The organism is Streptomyces sp. W16, assembly GCF_033194735.1.
Lineage (GTDB): Bacteria > Actinomycetota > Actinomycetes > Streptomycetales > Streptomycetaceae > Streptomyces.
Genome location: NZ_JAWOAI010000226.1, coordinates 1 through 15,281 on the forward strand (window position 1 = coordinate 1; position 15,281 = coordinate 15,281).

Below are 15,281 nucleotides of genomic sequence, written 5' to 3' on the forward strand. Positions count from 1 at the left end.
GGCGCTGGCCACGGCGGGCGGGGTCGTGCCCGCGGCGGCGAACTCCGGCGGCCACCAGCCCTCCGGCAGCACGCACACGGCCACCCCGATCAAGCATGTGGTGGTGCTCTACGACGAGAACATCTCGTTCGACCACTACTTCGCCACCTACCCGAAGGCGACCAACACCGACGGCACGAAGTTCAAGGCCGCGGCCCACACGCCGAAGGCCGACAACCTGCTCAACGCCGGGCTGCTGAAGAAGAACCCGAACCTCTACACGCCGACCCGGCTGAGCAGTTCGCAGGTGATGACCTGCGACCAGAACCACTCCTACGGCCCCGAGCAGTACGCGGCCGACGGCGGCAAGGCCGACAAGTACGTCGAGAACACCGAGGTCAACAAGTGCACCGGCCTCTTCGGTGAGCCCGGTCTGGTGATGGACTACTACGACGGCAACACCGTCACGGGCATGTGGAACTACGCCCAGCAGTTCGCGCTGAACGACCACTCCTTCAGCTCGAACTTCGGTCCCTCGACGCCTGGCGCCCTGAACCTGATATCGGGTCAGACGCACGGTGTGATCTCGGTCGACCCGGCCTCCGGCACCGAGAACCCGAAGCAGACGACGACCCCGGACTCGTACGCGGTGGTCTCGCCGAACGCCAAGGGTGTCGGCACGGTCATCAACGACCCCGACCCGGCCTTCGACGACTGCTCGGACAAGGACCACACCGCGACCAGCGCGCTCGCGGTGATGCAGGGCAAGAACATCGGTGACCTGCTCAACAACAAGGGTGTGACCTGGGGCTGGTTCCAGGGCGGCTTCCGGCCCAGCACCGCCTGGGACGGCAAGAGCGGTGACTACGCCAAGTGCGCGGGTGCCACGCACACCAACGTGGGCGGCGCGGCATCCGAGGACTACAGCCCGCACCACTCGCCGTTCGAGTACTACAAGTCGACGTCCAACCCGCACCACCTGGCGCCGAAGTCCGTCGCCGAGATCGGCCACAACGGGCGGGCGAACCACAACTACGACCTGACGGACTTCGACGCGGCGCTGAAAGCCGACAGCCTTCCCGCGGTGAGCTTCCTGAAGGCGGCCGAGTACCAGGACGGGCACGCCGGTTACTCGGACCCGGCCGACGAGCAGAACTTCCTGATCAAGGAGATCAACGCGATCCAGAAGTCGCCCGAATGGAAGTCGACGGCGGTGGTGATCGCCTACGACGACTCCGACGGCTGGTACGACCACGTGACTTCCAAGGTGCTCAACGGCTCCAAGGACTCCACGGTCGGCTCCAATGGCAAGGCCATCGACAGCCCGGCCTGCCAGTCCGGTCCTGCGGCGAAGGGCGGCTACGCGGACCGCTGCGGTCCCGGTACCCGGCAGCCGCTGCTGGTCATCTCGCCGTACAGCAAGGTCAACAAGATCGACCACACGGCCACCGAGCAGGCGTCGATCACGCAGTTCATCGAGGACAACTGGCACACCGGCCGGATCGGTGACGCGTCCTTCGACCAGCGGGCGGGCACCCTGGGCGGCATGTTCGACTTCAAGCACCCGAACGACAAGCAGGTGCTGCTGAACACGAACGGCTCGGTGCAGTCGGTCAAGCGGATCCCGCACTACTCCCAGACGTCGTCGACGGCCACCACGGCCCCGTATCCGGCGTACGTCCAGGACCTGAAGGCGCAGAACGTCGCCGCCAGCGGCACCGCCTCCGACACGCCGGCGATCGCGATCGGCGCGGGTCTCGTCACCGCCGCGGGCGCGACCACCGCGTTCGCGCTGTACCGCCGCAGGGCGCGCACCGCGTCCGTGTAAGTCCCGGCGGACCGGCGGCTGTTGTTCCGTCCCGAGGGCGGCGAGGAGTTCCTTCTCGCCGCCCTCGGCCGTGCCTGCGGCGGGCTGATCGCCACCGGTTCCACGCGGCGTCCCCTGCCCCTACACTGGCAGCCATCGAGATGCCGGGTGACCTGCGAGAACAGATCGGTCGAGCCGACCCGCCGGAGTGAGGAGCGACCCCCCTTGTTCTACTACGTCCTGAAATACGTCATTCTGGGTCCCTTGCTCAGACTGGCCTTCCGCCCCCGGATCGAGGGCCTGGACCACATACCGGAGTCGGGCCCGGCGATCGTCGCCGGCAACCACCTCTCGTTCGCCGACCACTTCCTGATGCCGGCGGTCCTCAAGCGCCGCATCACCTTCCTCGCCAAGGCCGAGTACTTCACCGGCCCCGGCATCAGGGGCCGCCTCACGGCGACCTTCTTCCGCAGCGCGGGCCAGATCCCGGTCGACCGCTCCGGCAAGGAGGCGGGCCAGGCCGCGATCCGCGAGGGCCTCGGCGTGCTCAGCAAGGGCGAGCTGCTCGGCATCTACCCGGAGGGCACCCGCTCCCACGACGGCCGCCTCTACAAGGGCAAGGTCGGCGTCGCGGTCATGGCCCTGAAGGCCCAGGTGCCCGTCATCCCCTGCGCGATGATCGGCACCTTCGAGGCCCAGCCGCCCGGCAAGGTCATCCCGAACATCCACCCGGTGACCATCCGCTTCGGCAAGCCCCTCGACTTCTCCCGCTACGAAGGCATGGAGAACGAGAAGGCGATCCTGCGCGCCATCACCGACGAGATCATGTACGCGATCCTGATGCTCTCCGAGCAGGAGTACGTCGACCAGTACGCGGCCGTCGTCAAGGCCGAGGAAGCCAGCGCGGCGAAGGAACGCAAGTTCCCGCGGCTGCCGCTGAGTTGAGGTCTGCTCTCAGCAGAGATCGTCTCCCCGGGGACGACGGAGGTTCTACGGTCTCCCGTATGAGCAGACGCGCTGTGGTGATCGGAGCGACGGGACAGATCGGGCGGGTCGCCGTGGGGGCACTGGCCGGGGACGACTGGGAGGTGACGGCCGTCTCGCGGAGCGGCGGGCGGGACGAGGACTGGCCCGACGGCGTGCGCGTCGCACGGGCCGACCGGGAGGACGACAAGGCTCTCTCCGCGGTGGTCGGCGACGGTTGTGACGTCCTGGTGGACATGGTCGCCTACGGCCCGGAGCACGCACGGCAGTTGACCTCGCTCGCCGACCGGGTCGGCTCGGCGGTGGTGATCTCCAGCGTGTCGGTCTACGAGGACGACAAGGGCCGCACCTTCGACACCCAGCAGGAACCGGACGGCTTCCCCGTGTACCCGGTGCCGATCACCGAGGACCAGCGCACGATCGCGCCGGGCGAGGCGTCGTACAGCACGCGCAAGGCCGGTCTGGAACACGAACTCCTCGCCGCGGGCGGCCAGTTGCCCACCACACTGCTGCGCGCGGGCGCGATCCACGGACCGTACTGCCGAACTCCGCGCGAGCTCTACTTCGTCAAGCGCAACCTGGACGGCCGGCGCCGGCGCGTCCTCCCCTACGGCGGACGTAGCCGCTTCCACCCGGCGGGTGTCCACAACATCGCGGAGTTGATCCGGCTGGCCGCCTCGCGGCCCGGTTCCCGGGTGCTCAACGCCGTGGATCCGGACGCGCCGACGGTGGCGGAGATCGCCGCCGCGATCGACGCGGCGATGGGTGTGGAGGCGGAGAGCGTGCTGGTGGACGGTCCGGCTCCGTCCGCCACCGTGGGCGACACACCCTGGTCGGTACCGGCGCCCGTGGTGTGCGACATGTCCGCCGCGGAGCGGGAGTTGGGCTACCGCCCGGTGGCCCGGTACGCGGAGACGCTGCCGGAGACCATCGCCTGGATCGAGGGGCGACTGGCCGGACGGGACTGGCGCGAGGCGTACCCGAAGATGCTCACCGCGTACGGCGACCTCTTCGACTACGCGGCCGAGGACGCCTGGCTGGCGAAGTGACAAAGGGGCGGCCGGTTGAGAACCGGCCGCCCCGAGTCACGTACGACTGCTGCTGTCTACGGCACCGGCGTCGCGTGCGGGGTGCACGTCACGTCGGAGGCGTCCAGCTTGCCGGTGAGGAAGTAGGCGTCCACTCGGCTGTTGATGCACGGGTTGACCAGACCGGTCACACCGTGGGAGCCCGCGTCCTTCTCGGTGATCAGACGGGAACCCTTGAAACGCTGGTGCAGTACGACGGCGCCCTCGTACGGAGTGGCGGCGTCACGCTGCGACTGCACGATGAGGACCGGCGGCAGACCCTTGCCGGTCTTGACCTCGACCGGGGACTGCTGCTTGACGGGCCAGGTGGCGCACGGCAGGTTCATCCAGGCGTTGGCCCAGGTCAGGAACGGGTACTTCTTGTTCAGCGCCGTGTTGTCCTTGTCCCACTTCGCCCAGCTGGTGGGCCACTTGGCGTCGGTGCACTCGACGGCCGTGTAGACGGCGTTGCCGTTCTCCGAGGTGATGTTGCCCGCGGTGTCCGACATGTCGGGCGAGGCCGCGTCGATCAGCGGCTGGGGGTCACCGGCGAAGTACTTGCTGAACGCGGTGGCGACCGGCACCCACGAGGAGTCGTAGTACGGGGCGCCCTGGAAGAAGCCGAGCAGCTCGGCCGGACCGACGACCCCGCCGAGCGGGCTCTTCTTGGCGGTGGCGCGCAGCTCAAGCCACTTCGCCTGGACGGCGTCGCGCGTGGTCCCCAGGTGGAAGGCCGCGTCGTTCTTCGCGACCCAGTCCTCCCAGTCCTTCCAGCGGCCCTCGAAGGCGACGTCCTGGCCGAGGTTGGCCTCGTACCAGATGTTGTCGCGCGCCGGGTTGACGACGCTGTCGACGATCATGCGGCGCACATGGCTCGGGAACAGCGTGCCGTAGACGGCGCCGAGGTAGGTGCCGTAGGAGACGCCCAGGTAGTTGAGCTTCTTCTCGCCGAGGGCGGCGCGGATGACGTCGAGGTCGCGCGCGGTGTTCGGCGTGGTCATCTGCGCCAGCATGGTGCGGCCGGTGCGCTCGGCGCAGCCGTCCGCGTACTCACGGGCCAGCTTGCGCTGTGCGTTCTTGTCGGCCGTGGTGTCCGGTACCGGGTCCGCCTTGGGCGCCTTCACGAACTCCTGCGGGTCGATGCAGGAGATGGGCGCCGAGTGGCCGACACCGCGCGGGTCGAAGCCCACGAAGTCGTACGCCTTGGACGTGTTGACCCACAGCGGGTTCTTGGTGGTGACCCGGAGCGGGAAGCGCATTCCGGAGCCGCCGGGACCGCCGGGGTTGTAGACGAGCGCGCCCTGGCGCTCTGCCGCGGTGCCGGTGCTGACCGCACGGTCGACGGCGAGCTTGATCTTCTTGCCGTTCGGCTTGGTGTAGTCGATCGGCACGGTGACCCAGCCGCACTGGACCGGCTTCGCGAAGCCCCAGTCGGTGGGGCAGTCCTGCCAGTCGATCCCGGCCTTGGCGGCGCGGGCGGCGGTGAGCGCGGCGCCCTTGGCCGCGCTGTCCTGTCCGTAGCCTGCCGCCTGGTTGGTCTGCGCGTTGGCCGCGGGTGCCACCACGGCGCCGGCTATCAGAGCCGCCGCGGCGAAGCCGGCCGAACCGAACGCCGTGACGCGGCTCGTCGGTCTGATGAACCTCAAGTGGGCCCCTCCCCGTACATCGTTGCGAAATGGTCTCGGGGGATCCTCGCGGCTGTGAGGCATCTGAGGACAGAGGCTGTTGACCTTCTTTACCAATCCGATAAGCGGAAACTCGCGTCCCGCTCAGCGGATACTCACCCGAGAGACACCAATGCCTCGTCCAGCACCCGCCGCAACCGCAGCCCGTCGGCCGCGACAGCCGTCACCAGCACGGCGGGCCCGGCCAGCGGAGCCAGCGCCGCACTCTCCCCCAGCATCCGCGCGGCAGGCGGCTCCTGGGTGAACTCCGGCCGTACGACAATGAGTTGCCCCACCGCGCGATGTCCCGCGAGGACGGCGGGCCCGTCCCAGCCGCCCGGCGCTCCGGGACCGCAGGCCAACTCCTGGTCCAGCACGGTCCGTCCGGCGATCCGCAGCGTGAGACGGCTGGTGAGCCGTCCGGGTTCCTCACCGGCCCGCCCGAGCACCTGCTCCTCGCGCAGCACCAGTCGGGCCGAGGCGGCGAGGTCGACACGAGTGGTGACGTGCAGGTCGCTGCCGTGCACGGAGATCAACTGCTCGGGCAGCCAGTGCAGTTCACCGCCCTCGGCGACGCCGAGCCGCACGTCGTACCGCGACTCGCCCTTCGCCTGCCCCGGCAGCGCGATCGTCGCGGCGGCCGACCCGACCCGCAACCGGGCGCCCCTCTCGACATCGGCCTCGACGGCGAAGTGATCCCCGCCGAGCGGCCCGCTCATCGCCCCGACGAGCATGACCCGAGTCTCCGCACCACTCCCCCGGACCCGCCGCAGCGCGAGCGGCCCGTCCCCCTCCAGAACGGGCAGCGCGGTACCTCCACGCCCGTCGTCCCGGGCCACGATCCGCGCGGTGGCCCGAACGCCGGTCGCGGTCACGCCGCCCACGCGGCGAGGCGCGCCCGCACCCAGGCGGCGACGTCCGTGACCCCGGCCTCGGTCCGCAACGACTGGAAGACGACGGGCAGTTCGGCCCGCTGGGCCTTGGCGTCGGCGGCCATCCGCCCGAGATCGGACCCCACGTACGGCGCGAGGTCGGTCTTGTTGACAACGAGCAGATCGGCAGTCGTAACCCCGGGCCCGCCCTTGCGCGGGATGTCGTCCCCGCCGGCGACGTCGATCACGAAGATCTGCGCGTCGACGAGCCCCTTGGAGAAGGTCGCGGTGAGATTGTCCCCGCCGGACTCGACAAGGATCAGATCCAACGGTCCGACCTCGTCCTCCAGATCCTCCACGGCTTCGAGGTTGGCGGAGATGTCGTCCCGGATCGCCGTGTGCGGACAGGCCCCCGTCTCGACGGCACTGATCCGCTCGGGCGGCAACACGGCCTCCCGCAGCAGGAATTCGGCGTCCTCGCGGGTGTAGATGTCGTTGGTGACAACAGCGAGGGAGAGCTCGTCACGCAGGGCCCGGCAGAGCGCGGCGACGGTGGCGGTCTTACCGGAACCGACGGGCCCGCCGAGTCCGATACGCAGGGCACGCCGGTTCCCGTCGGGGCGGTGCGCGTCGGCACTGACTGCGGCGGGGCCGTCGTGGGTGTGGTCGAGGTGCATGGGGCGGCTCCTTCTGGTGTTCTGCGGGGGCTTGCGGGTCGAGGGGCTTGCGGGTCCGGGGGCTTGCGGGTCCGGGGGCTTGCGGCTCGGGGCCTTGCGGGTCCCGGGCCTTGCAGGTCCGGGGCCTTGGGGGTCCCGGGCCTTGCAGGTCCGGAGCCTTGTGACTCGGGGTCTTGTGGCTCGGGGTCTTGTGGCTCGGGGCCTTGTGACTCGGGATCTTGTGACTCGGGGTCTTGCTTCCTGCGGCGCTTTGCGGCTTCGGCGCCTTGTCAGCCGGGGCCGGCACCATCCAGCCCGTCCGGCGTTTGAGGACGAGGCCGTTCAGGCCGACCGGGGGTCCAGGGGGCGGAGCCTCCTGGGAGCGGGGTCGAAGGGGCAGAGCCCCTGGTGACGGGACGGGTAGGGGCGGCGGGGGCGAGAAAACCCCCTACGACGCGAACAACCGCACAGCCCAAGCGGCATGCGCCTCCGCCCCGATCTCCAGCAACGGCGCGGAAGCGCACGGCAGTTCATCGACCCCGTCGGCAAGCACACGCCGCCCCGCCTCCACCGCCCGGTCGGCGACGAGGTCCAACTCCGGTGCCAACCGGGCCAGTACGGCCGTAGCGTCGAACGGATCGAGACTCAGCAACCGCACCGTCGCGGACGCGGGCCCGCTCACACTCTCGTAGGCCGCGCAGTAGGCCGCGTCCTCGGCCCCGAGACCAGCCGCCCGCGCGACCAGCCCCAGCACGACCGGCTGATGCGCCCCCTTGGGGAACTCCCGCGCCAGCGCGTCGAGTTCAGCGGACGGCCAGGTCGCGCGCGCGGCCCGCATCAACTGCCGCCCGAGTTTCCGCGCGGCCACCCGCAACGCGGGCGACGGCGTCCGCGCATCCGCAGCCGCGTCCAACTCCACCGGATCGACGCCGAGTACGGCAGCCGCAGCGAGGGCAGCTGACACGAGCCCAGCCGTATGCAGCCGCCCCCGGCAGAAGTCGGCGAGGCTCGCCGCCCCGGTGACCCGCCCGGCCTTGACGGCCGCTTCCGCCCCGCCGGAGTGCGCGTGCCCCCCGGCGGGAAAGCGCCCGTCGGCGAGGACCAGCAGTGCTCCCCTGGACATCAGAAGAGGAAGTACCGCTGGGCCATGGGCAGTTCGTCGGCCGGAGTCGCCTCGACGAGCTCCCCGTCGATGTGCACGGCGAAGCTGTCGGGGTCGACCTGGACGCGCGGCCGGGCGTCGTTCTCCCGCATGTCGGCCTTGGTGACCGCGCGGGTGGACTCGATGGCCACGAACTTCTTGCCGAGGTCGAGCCGTTCGGGCAGCCCGTCCTCGATCGCGAGCGGTGCCACGAAGTTGAACGAGTTGGCGGCCGGGGCCCGCCCGATCGCGCCGAACATCGGACGCGGCAGGATCGGCTGCGGGGTCGGGATGGAGGCGTTGGCGTCGCCCATCTGCGCGTAGGCGATCTGGCCGCCCTTGATGACGAGGTGCGGCTTGACGCCGAAGAACGCCGGCTCCCACAGCACCAGGTCGGCGAGCTTGCCGCTCTCCACGGAGCCGATCTCGCGGGCGAGGCCCTGCGCGACGGCGGGGTTGATCGTGTACTTGGCGATGTAGCGCCGGACGCGGTGGTTGTCGGCACGGCCGTCACCGGGCAGCGCTCCCCGCCGCCGCTTCATCACATGGGCGGTCTGCCAGGTCCGCATGATGACCTCGCCGACCCGGCCCATCGCCTGCGCGTCGGAGGAGATGATCGAGATGGCGCCGAGGTCGTGGAGGATGTCCTCCGCGCCGATGGTCGAGGGGCGGATGCGGGACTCGGCGAAGGCCAGGTCCTCGGGGACGGCCGGGTTGAGGTGGTGGCAGACCATCAGCATGTCGAGGTGTTCCTCGGCGGTGTTGACGGTGTAGGGCCGGGTCGGGTTGGTGGAGCTGGGCAGCACGTGCGGTTCGGAGACCACGGTCATGATGTCCGGCGCGTGCCCGCCGCCCGCACCCTCGGTGTGGTAGGCGTGGATGCCACGCCCGGCGATGGCGGCGAGGGTGTCGCCGACGAATCCGGCCTCGTTCAACGTGTCGGTGTGGATGGCGACTTGGATGCCCGTGCGGTCGGCGACGGTGAGCGAGGCGTCGATGACGGCGGGGGTCGAGCCCCAGTCCTCGTGCAGCTTCAGTCCCAGCGCTCCCCCTCGGATCTGGGACATCATCGCGTCGTGCGAGACGGTGTTGCCCTTGCCGAGGAAGCCGATGTTGAGCGGGTACTGCTCCATCGCCGCCATCATCCGGGCCAGATGCCAGGGGCCGGGGGTGACGGTCGTGGCCTTGGAGCCCTCGGCCGGTCCGGTGCCGCCGCCCACCAGCGTGGTGACTCCGGCGGAGAGCGCCTCGTCGGCGATCTGCGGGCAGATGAAGTGGACGTGCGCGTCGACGGCGCCGGAGGTGAGGATGCGTCCGTTGCCGGCGATGACCTCGGTCTCGGGGCCGATCACCAGGTCGGGGTGGATGCCGTCCATGGTGTCCGGGTTGCCGGCCTTGCCGATGCCGGTGATACGGCCGTCACGGATGCCGACGTCGGCCTTGACGATGCCCCAGTGGTCGACGATGACGGCGCCGGTGATGACGGTGTCGGGGGTGCCTTCTGCGCGCGTGGCACGTGCCTGGCCCATCGACTCGCGGATGACCTTGCCGCCGCCGAACACCGCCTCGTCACCGGCGAGTCCGGGACCGCCGGAGCGGTCCTCCTCGATCTCGATCAGCAGATCGGTGTCGGCGAGCCGGATGCGGTCGCCGGTGGTCGGCCCGAACAGGTCCGCGTACGCGGCGCGGGAGATCTCAGGCATCGAGGGCACCTCCGGTCTCCCCGCGCAGTCCGGGCACGACACGGGCGCCGGCCAGCGGGACGAGTTCGACGTCGACGGGGATCCCCGGTTCGAAGCGCACGGCCGTTCCGGCGGCGACGTTGAGCCGCTTGCCGCGCGCGGCGGCACGGTCGAATTCGAGGCCGGGGTTGGCCTCGGCGAAGTGGTAGTGGGAGCCGACCTGGACGGGCCGGTCGGCGGCGTTGCGGACGGTCATCCGTGTGACCTCGCGGCCCGCGTTGTAGACGATCGGGTCGTCCGCGAACAGGATCTCTCCGGGAATCATGGCGTCGCTCCCCTTCGTCAGACGATCGGGTCGTGGACGGTGACGAGCTTGGTGCCGTCCGGGAAGGTCGCCTCGACCTGTACGTCGTGGATCATCTCGGGGATGCCCTCCATGACGTCGTCCCTGGTGAGCAGCTTGCGCCCGGAGGACATCAGCTCGGCGACGGTCCGGCCGTCCCGGGCGCCTTCGAGGATGTGCGACGTGATGAGGGCGACCGCCTCGGGGTGGTTGAGCTTCAGACCACGGGCCCGGCGCTTCTCGGCCACGTCGGCCGCCACATGGATCAGCAGCCTCTCTTGCTCGTGCGGGGTCAGTTGCACGCTCCCACCTCACAGTCCTCGCTCCGGACCGTGCGGGGTCCGGTTGCCGCTAAAACGCTCCGCTCGGAGTGCGGGACGTCATCCGAAGGCCCGTCGTGGCTGGTCGCGCAGTTCCCGGCGCCCCTTCAGGGCGCTGCCGAACCGCAGCGGACTTCGCCGGACCCGCTCAGCTCCCAGGGAAAAATCCCTGGTGGCGTGGATCGGCAGGCTAGTTGGACCGAGTTTCAAGCAAGTTAACCGAGCTGTGATCAGGGCAATCGCATCTACGCCCGTAGAGCGCGCCCGCGCTACGAGGGATTCGGCCCCCGGTGTTCGGCCGCGATCCCGAACCGCTGATGTTCGCGGGGAGCGGAAGCGACCTCGCGCACGGCGGAGACAGCACTGATCACCCGACCCTCGTCGGCCCGGTCCAGTTCGTCCAGTCGCTCCAGGTCAGCGGCGGAGACAAGGGCGACGAGCGGCTTCCCGTGCCGCGTCACGACGACGCGCTCACCGCCGTACACCACCTTGTTGATCAGGTCGGCGAGCTCAGCCCTGGCTTGCGTCACCGGAATCTCGTAGGCCATGAGCCCATCATACGTTCCATACGTCCTGTACATTTTGTACAGAGCCAGCCAGAGTAGAGATTCCAGTCGCTGAGGGGCTACGCCATGACCCGACCGTCCGCCCGCCACGTCCTGCCCGAGTTCACCGAGCGCACCAGCGCCGGGCACCGGACCCTCGACCCGTACTCGAAGCTGCTGGAGGAGCGGATCGTCTTCCTCGGGACGCCGATCGACGACATCTCGGCGAACGACGTGATGGCCCAGTTCATGCACCTGGAATACCTGGCGCCGGACCGGGACATCTCGCTGTACATCAACTCGCCCGGCGGCTCGTTCACCGCAATGTCGGCGATCTACGACACGCTGCGGTTCGTCACCTGTGACGTGGAGACGATCTGCCTCGGCCAGGCCGGCACCACCGCGACGGTACTGCTGGCGGCGGGCACCCCGGGCAAGCGGTCGGCGCTGCCGGGCGCACGGTTGGTGCTCCACCAGCCCTCGCTGCCCGAGCCGATCCAGGGTCAGGCGAGTGATCTCGCCATCCAGGCCGAGGAGTTGGCGCGCACCCGGTCCCAACTGGAGGCCGTACTCGCCCTGCACACGGGCCGGACGGTGGAGCAGGTGAGCCAGGACATCGAGCGGGACCGCATCCTGGACGCCCAACAGGCCCTGGAATACGGGCTGGTGGACCGGATCGTGTCCACCCGCAAGACCTCGCTCACCGAGCCCGGCGGGGAGTGAGGCCACGATGCTGCCGCCGGAGCTTCCGCCGCTGCCCGCACTGACGCGTGCCGAGGGCGAGTTGATCGACCGTTATCTGGATGTGGCCGACCTGCTGGGCCGTATCAACCCCGCGCATCACGGGGACACGTACCGTGGACTGAGGGCCGCTCAGGCACTGGTGGCCAAGGCCACCGAACTGCGGGACGCGCTGGCCCTGATGCACCAGCGGGGCGAGACCGAACTGCACGCCCCCACACTCGCGCGGGCGCTGCGCGTGCTGGACGGGGAACGCCGCACGGCTCGCGTCACCATCCCCGCGCCCTCCGACGACCGTTGACGGACACGCGACCGTCCCGGGCGGGGGCGAAACGGGCCGAACGGCGTACCCCCGTTCGGTGTAGTCGCCGCTCCGTCCATGCGGCCGTCCGGGTTGCGCAACACGCGTAGCCCGAGGGGCGGATGAGGTGTTCCGGTGCTGGTCCGAGGGTCATGCACCCTCGACACGCCTTCGAACACCGACGCGTTCACCCGAACGGGTGAGTGGTGAGTAACCCCACAAATCCCCGATTCCGTTGGGCTTTTCGGACATTCATAGGTGAAGATCCCTGTCTGACGACAAGACCCCGCCGCAGCGGCGGGGCGATCCGGGCGGACGCCGAGTCCTGCCGCCGCCCGGATGACAGGTCGACAGGATTGCATCGGCAGGAGTGGAGGACCCAAGCACGACGGGTCGCCGGGACGGTCACGCCATGACCGGGTCGAGCAGCCCTTGGGGTGAAGCCGCGTCAGCGGCCGGGCAACTTTGTCAGCCCGAATCCGACAGGTCATCCTTCACAGGCGGCTGACGAAGGGTTGCGCATGACTGCGCTCAATCGTGTCCCGTCGCTGATGGTCCGGGCCGGTACGGCCTCGGCCTTCGCCATCGCCGCCGTAGGCGGCTCCGTCGTGATACCGGGCGTCGCATCCGACGCCGCGGCAGCGACACCCGCGACGAAGGCACTCCAGGTCGCGGCGTCCAAGAAGGGCGCCCCGTACAGGTACGGGGCCACCGGACCGGGCCGCTTCGACTGCTCCGGGCTCACGCTGTACTCGTACAAGAAGGCAGGCAAGAAACTGCCCCGTACGGCGGCCCAGCAGTACAACAAGACCCACCACATCTCGGCCAAGAGCCGCAAGGCCGGGGACCTCGTCTTCTTCCACTCGGGCTCCAGCGTCTACCACGTCGGCATCTACGCCGGCAAGGGAAAGATCTGGCACGCCCCGAAGACCGGGGACGTGGTGCGGTTGCAGAAGATCTGGACCAAGAGCGTCTGGTACGGCCGGGTCAGCTAAGGCCTGTCCGATATCTCCCGAGGGGGTGGCGGCCACCTGACAGGCCGCCACCCCCTCGGGTGTTCCTGGACGTTCGCGGTGCGGCCTACGGCTCCTGCTGGCCCGCCGCGGTCACCGGCCGGGCCGGTACCGTCCAGGGCACTTCGATGGAGACCGTCTTGCCGCCCTCCGTGGTCGGCCGGACCCTGAGTTTGCCCCCGCACTCCGCGGTCAGCCAGCGGATGATCACCATGCCTCGGCCGTTGTCCTGCTGGACGGCGGCCGGCAGGCGTTTCGGGAAGCGGGGATGGCTGTCGGTGACTCCGATGCGCAGCTGTTCGTCACGCTCCAGCTCGATGTCCACCGTGAAGGTGGGTGACTGCCCGAAGGTGTGCTGTACGGCGTTGGTGGCGAGTTCGGAGACGATGAGGCGGATGGTGTCGGCCACCTCCGTGTCCGCCGGCAGTCCCCATTCCACGAGGGTCCCGACCACGTAGGAGCGGGCGGTGGAGACCGAGGCGGGATCGCTCGGCAGAGTGACGGATGCTTCCAGATGGTCTGCCATGGCGCGGTCGTCCCTTTCCCGCGGGACCGGTGTCCGACATGGAGCGGATGGTTCGAGTACGGTCCCGGACTGGTGCTTCTTCGCCAGACTGCCATTACCGCGTCGCCAACGGTGCCGATCCACCAAGATATGCATATATCTGTCGCTCAAAGCGGTGAACTCTGCGACCCCAGACCGTATTTGGGCGGCCCGAAAGGAGTAAGGAGAAACCCATGCAGTACGGTCCCGCGGTGCGCCGCCGGAAACTGGGCGCCGAACTCCGCGCGTTGCGTGCGGATGCGGGGCTCACCAGCGGTGAGGCGGCCCGGCTGGTCGGCTGGCATCAGTCGAAGGTGAGCCGGATCGAGACCGGCGCGAGTGGCGTGAAACCGCCCGACGTCCGGTTACTCCTGGATGCCTACCAGGTCGGCGACGCACAACTTCGGGACATGCTGCTCGTGTTGGCGGGCTCCGACGACGGGGGCGGCCGGCATCACTGGTGGCACGCCTATCGCGGTGTACTGCCGCCCGCCTACCGGGACTTCATCAGCCTGGAGTCACAGGCCAGCACGATCCGCACCCTGGAGACCTCGGTGGTCCCCGGGCTGCTGCAGACACCGGAGTACGCCCGGGCGGTGACCCGGGCCGCCGTGGGAGGCCTCGACAACGACGGGCCGGAGCGGCTGGACGCGCTGGTGCAGGTGCGGCTGGCCCGGCAGGACATCCTGCGGGCGGATCCGCCGCTGGAACTGAGCGTGGTCCTCGACGAGGCGGTGGTACGCCGGGAGGTCGGCGGGCCGGGTGTGATGGCACGGCAACTGGACCGGCTCATCGAGGCGGCACACCTGCCCCAAGTCCGGCTTCAGGTCTTGCCGTTCGCCGCAGGAGCACACATCGGTATCACCGGCCCTTTCGTTATCTTCTCCTTTCCGAGCACTTCTGATCTGGACGTGGTTGTTCTCGACCACTTGACGAGTAGCCTCTACCTCGAACGGAAAGAAGACCTAGAGGCCTACAGCGAGGCCTTCAACACCCTTCAGTTCCACGCCCTTTCGCCCGAGGACTCGTTGGATTACATCGCCGGGATAGGTGACGGCGCGTAAGGAGGCACCATGTCTGCACCGCCTCGGAACGAACCTTCCAGTACCGAACTGTCCGGAGTGCGGTGGCTGCGCAGCAGCTACAGCACGGGAGCGAACAACTGCGTCGAGGCGGCAAGTCCGCGCTCAGGCCCCCGCGCGGGGCTGCTCGCCGTACGCGACTCCAAGGACCCGCAGGGACCCGCTCTGCTCTTCTCCCCCGAGAGCTGGACGGGATTCCTCGGCGCCTTCCACTGATCGGTCCCACCGTCAGCGACGCACGACCGTGTCACGCCGACTCATGGTCGCGTCTCGCCGATCACACGTACAGCGCGTTCGATCTCGGCCCCGGAGAGGTCCGCTCGGGCGGTCAGCCTGAGCCGTGAGATGCCGTCGGGCACGGAAGGAGGACGGAAGCAGCCCACGGCCAGCCCTGCCGTACGGCAGTCGGCCGCCCATTGCACGGCCGCCTCCGGGGACGGCGCCCGCACCGACACCACCGCGGCGTCCGGACGAACCGCTTCCAGACCCGCGGCGGTGAACCGTGCGTGCAGTTCACCCGCCACGGCGCGCGCCCGGGCG

The 15,281-nt window shown here is 69.5% G+C and carries 18 protein-coding genes and 1 riboswitch; of the genes, 8 read left to right on the forward strand and 10 right to left on the reverse strand.

The genetic code is table 11. The features are described from left to right. From R6V09_RS27435 to R6V09_RS27445, 3 genes are all read left to right on the forward strand, one after another. Positions 1–1,807: phospholipase C (locus tag R6V09_RS27435; protein WP_317884111.1), on the forward strand; the 1,807-nt coding region annotated here is incomplete at its 5' end. 204 nt (positions 1,808–2,011) lie between these two features. Further along, a complete protein-coding gene (locus tag R6V09_RS27440; protein WP_317884112.1) occupies positions 2,012–2,731 on the forward strand; it encodes a lysophospholipid acyltransferase family protein in 720 nt (239 codons plus the stop codon). A gap of 74 nt (positions 2,732–2,805) precedes the next feature. After that, complete coding sequence (locus R6V09_RS27445; RefSeq protein ID WP_317884126.1) at positions 2,806–3,819, forward strand: NAD-dependent epimerase/dehydratase family protein; 1,014 nt, start codon at positions 2,806–2,808, stop codon at positions 3,817–3,819. A 56-nt stretch (positions 3,820–3,875) separates the two neighbouring features. Here R6V09_RS27445 and R6V09_RS27450 read toward each other — a convergent pair whose 3' ends face one another. The 8 genes from R6V09_RS27450 to R6V09_RS27485 form a co-directional block, all read right to left on the reverse strand. Then, on the reverse strand, positions 3,876–5,483 hold the full coding sequence (locus R6V09_RS27450) for an alpha/beta hydrolase (protein WP_317884113.1): 1,608 nt from the start codon (positions 5,481–5,483) through the stop codon (positions 3,876–3,878). A 134-nt stretch (positions 5,484–5,617) separates the two neighbouring features. Then, positions 5,618–6,385, reverse strand: a complete 768-nt coding sequence (locus R6V09_RS27455; protein WP_317884114.1) for an urease accessory protein UreD — start codon at positions 6,383–6,385, stop codon at positions 5,618–5,620. Further along, the gene (gene ureG, locus R6V09_RS27460; protein ID WP_317884115.1) at positions 6,373–7,050 is read right to left on the reverse strand and encodes an urease accessory protein UreG; all 678 of its coding nucleotides are present in this window, start codon (positions 7,048–7,050) and stop codon (positions 6,373–6,375) included. Before ureG ends, R6V09_RS27455 begins: the two co-directional genes overlap by 13 nt. Positions 7,051–7,477: 427 nt before the next feature. Continuing rightward, positions 7,478–8,152: an urease accessory protein UreF gene (locus R6V09_RS27465; RefSeq protein ID WP_317884116.1), complete on the reverse strand. Its 675-nt coding sequence runs from the start codon at positions 8,150–8,152 to the stop codon at positions 7,478–7,480. After that, positions 8,152–9,873, reverse strand: coding sequence for an urease subunit alpha (locus R6V09_RS27470; protein ID WP_317884117.1), 1,722 nt, complete (start codon positions 9,871–9,873; stop codon positions 8,152–8,154). The genes R6V09_RS27465 and R6V09_RS27470 overlap by 1 nt, the downstream gene beginning before the upstream one ends. Beyond that, complete coding sequence (locus R6V09_RS27475) at positions 9,866–10,177, reverse strand: urease subunit beta (RefSeq protein ID WP_317884118.1); 312 nt, start codon at positions 10,175–10,177, stop codon at positions 9,866–9,868. Before R6V09_RS27475 ends, R6V09_RS27470 begins: the two co-directional genes overlap by 8 nt. A gap of 17 nt (positions 10,178–10,194) precedes the next feature. After that, the gene (locus R6V09_RS27480; protein ID WP_010988499.1) at positions 10,195–10,497 is read right to left on the reverse strand and encodes an urease subunit gamma; all 303 of its coding nucleotides are present in this window, start codon (positions 10,495–10,497) and stop codon (positions 10,195–10,197) included. Between the two features lie 287 nt (positions 10,498–10,784). After that, the gene (locus tag R6V09_RS27485) at positions 10,785–11,063 is read right to left on the reverse strand and encodes a type II toxin-antitoxin system Phd/YefM family antitoxin (RefSeq protein ID WP_317884119.1); all 279 of its coding nucleotides are present in this window, start codon (positions 11,061–11,063) and stop codon (positions 10,785–10,787) included. A gap of 84 nt (positions 11,064–11,147) precedes the next feature. On the opposite strand from R6V09_RS27485, the gene R6V09_RS27490 reads away from it, so the two are divergent. From R6V09_RS27490 to R6V09_RS27500, 3 genes are all read left to right on the forward strand, one after another. Continuing rightward, a complete protein-coding gene (locus tag R6V09_RS27490; RefSeq protein ID WP_317884120.1) occupies positions 11,148–11,783 on the forward strand; it encodes an ATP-dependent Clp protease proteolytic subunit in 636 nt (211 codons plus the stop codon). Positions 11,784–11,790: 7 nt separating this feature from the next. Next, positions 11,791–12,102 (forward strand): hypothetical protein, encoded by a 312-nt coding sequence (locus R6V09_RS27495; RefSeq protein ID WP_317884121.1) that lies wholly within the window; start codon positions 11,791–11,793, stop codon positions 12,100–12,102. A 338-nt stretch (positions 12,103–12,440) separates the two neighbouring features. Continuing rightward, positions 12,441–12,620: riboswitch (cyclic di-AMP (ydaO/yuaA leader) on the forward strand. 3 nt (positions 12,621–12,623) lie between these two features. Continuing rightward, complete coding sequence (locus tag R6V09_RS27500; RefSeq protein WP_033278230.1) at positions 12,624–13,097, forward strand: C40 family peptidase; 474 nt, start codon at positions 12,624–12,626, stop codon at positions 13,095–13,097. Between the two features lie 85 nt (positions 13,098–13,182). On the opposite strand, the gene R6V09_RS27505 is transcribed toward R6V09_RS27500, so the two are convergent. Continuing rightward, complete coding sequence (locus R6V09_RS27505) at positions 13,183–13,641, reverse strand: ATP-binding protein (protein WP_317884122.1); 459 nt, start codon at positions 13,639–13,641, stop codon at positions 13,183–13,185. 212 nt (positions 13,642–13,853) lie between these two features. Here R6V09_RS27505 and R6V09_RS27510 point away from each other — a divergent pair, with 212 nt between their 5' ends. Together R6V09_RS27510 and R6V09_RS27515 are read left to right on the forward strand one after the other, a co-directional pair. Next, positions 13,854–14,723 (forward strand): helix-turn-helix domain-containing protein, encoded by an 870-nt coding sequence (locus R6V09_RS27510; RefSeq protein ID WP_317884123.1) that lies wholly within the window; start codon positions 13,854–13,856, stop codon positions 14,721–14,723. Between the two features lie 9 nt (positions 14,724–14,732). Next, a complete protein-coding gene (locus R6V09_RS27515) occupies positions 14,733–14,957 on the forward strand; it encodes a DUF397 domain-containing protein (RefSeq protein WP_317884124.1) in 225 nt (74 codons plus the stop codon). Between the two features lie 41 nt (positions 14,958–14,998). On the opposite strand, the gene R6V09_RS27520 is transcribed toward R6V09_RS27515, so the two are convergent. After that, positions 14,999–15,281, reverse strand: a 283-nt coding sequence (locus R6V09_RS27520) for an aminotransferase class I/II-fold pyridoxal phosphate-dependent enzyme (protein ID WP_317884125.1), incomplete at its 5' end; no start/stop codon positions are given.

What these genes read in the sequence shown, in the direction of transcription:
- R6V09_RS27485 (WP_317884119.1), bottom strand. Translation starts at nt 11,063, where the DNA reads ATGGCCTACGAGATTCCGGTGACGCAAGCCAGGGCTGAGCTCGCCGAC.
- R6V09_RS27490 (WP_317884120.1), top strand. Translation starts at nt 11,148, where the DNA reads ATGACCCGACCGTCCGCCCGCCACGTCCTGCCCGAGTTCACCGAGCGC.
- R6V09_RS27475 (WP_317884118.1), bottom strand. Translation starts at nt 10,177, where the DNA reads ATGATTCCCGGAGAGATCCTGTTCGCGGACGACCCGATCGTCTACAAC.
- R6V09_RS27505 (WP_317884122.1), bottom strand. Translation starts at nt 13,641, where the DNA reads ATGGCAGACCATCTGGAAGCATCCGTCACTCTGCCGAGCGATCCCGCC.
- R6V09_RS27495 (WP_317884121.1), top strand. Translation starts at nt 11,791, where the DNA reads ATGCTGCCGCCGGAGCTTCCGCCGCTGCCCGCACTGACGCGTGCCGAG.
- R6V09_RS27470 (WP_317884117.1), bottom strand. Translation starts at nt 9,873, where the DNA reads ATGCCTGAGATCTCCCGCGCCGCGTACGCGGACCTGTTCGGGCCGACC.
- ureG (WP_317884115.1), bottom strand. Translation starts at nt 7,050, where the DNA reads ATGCACCTCGACCACACCCACGACGGCCCCGCCGCAGTCAGTGCCGAC.
- R6V09_RS27500 (WP_033278230.1), top strand. Translation starts at nt 12,624, where the DNA reads ATGACTGCGCTCAATCGTGTCCCGTCGCTGATGGTCCGGGCCGGTACG.
- R6V09_RS27515 (WP_317884124.1), top strand. Translation starts at nt 14,733, where the DNA reads ATGTCTGCACCGCCTCGGAACGAACCTTCCAGTACCGAACTGTCCGGA.
- R6V09_RS27465 (WP_317884116.1), bottom strand. Translation starts at nt 8,152, where the DNA reads ATGTCCAGGGGAGCACTGCTGGTCCTCGCCGACGGGCGCTTTCCCGCC.
- R6V09_RS27510 (WP_317884123.1), top strand. Translation starts at nt 13,854, where the DNA reads ATGCAGTACGGTCCCGCGGTGCGCCGCCGGAAACTGGGCGCCGAACTC.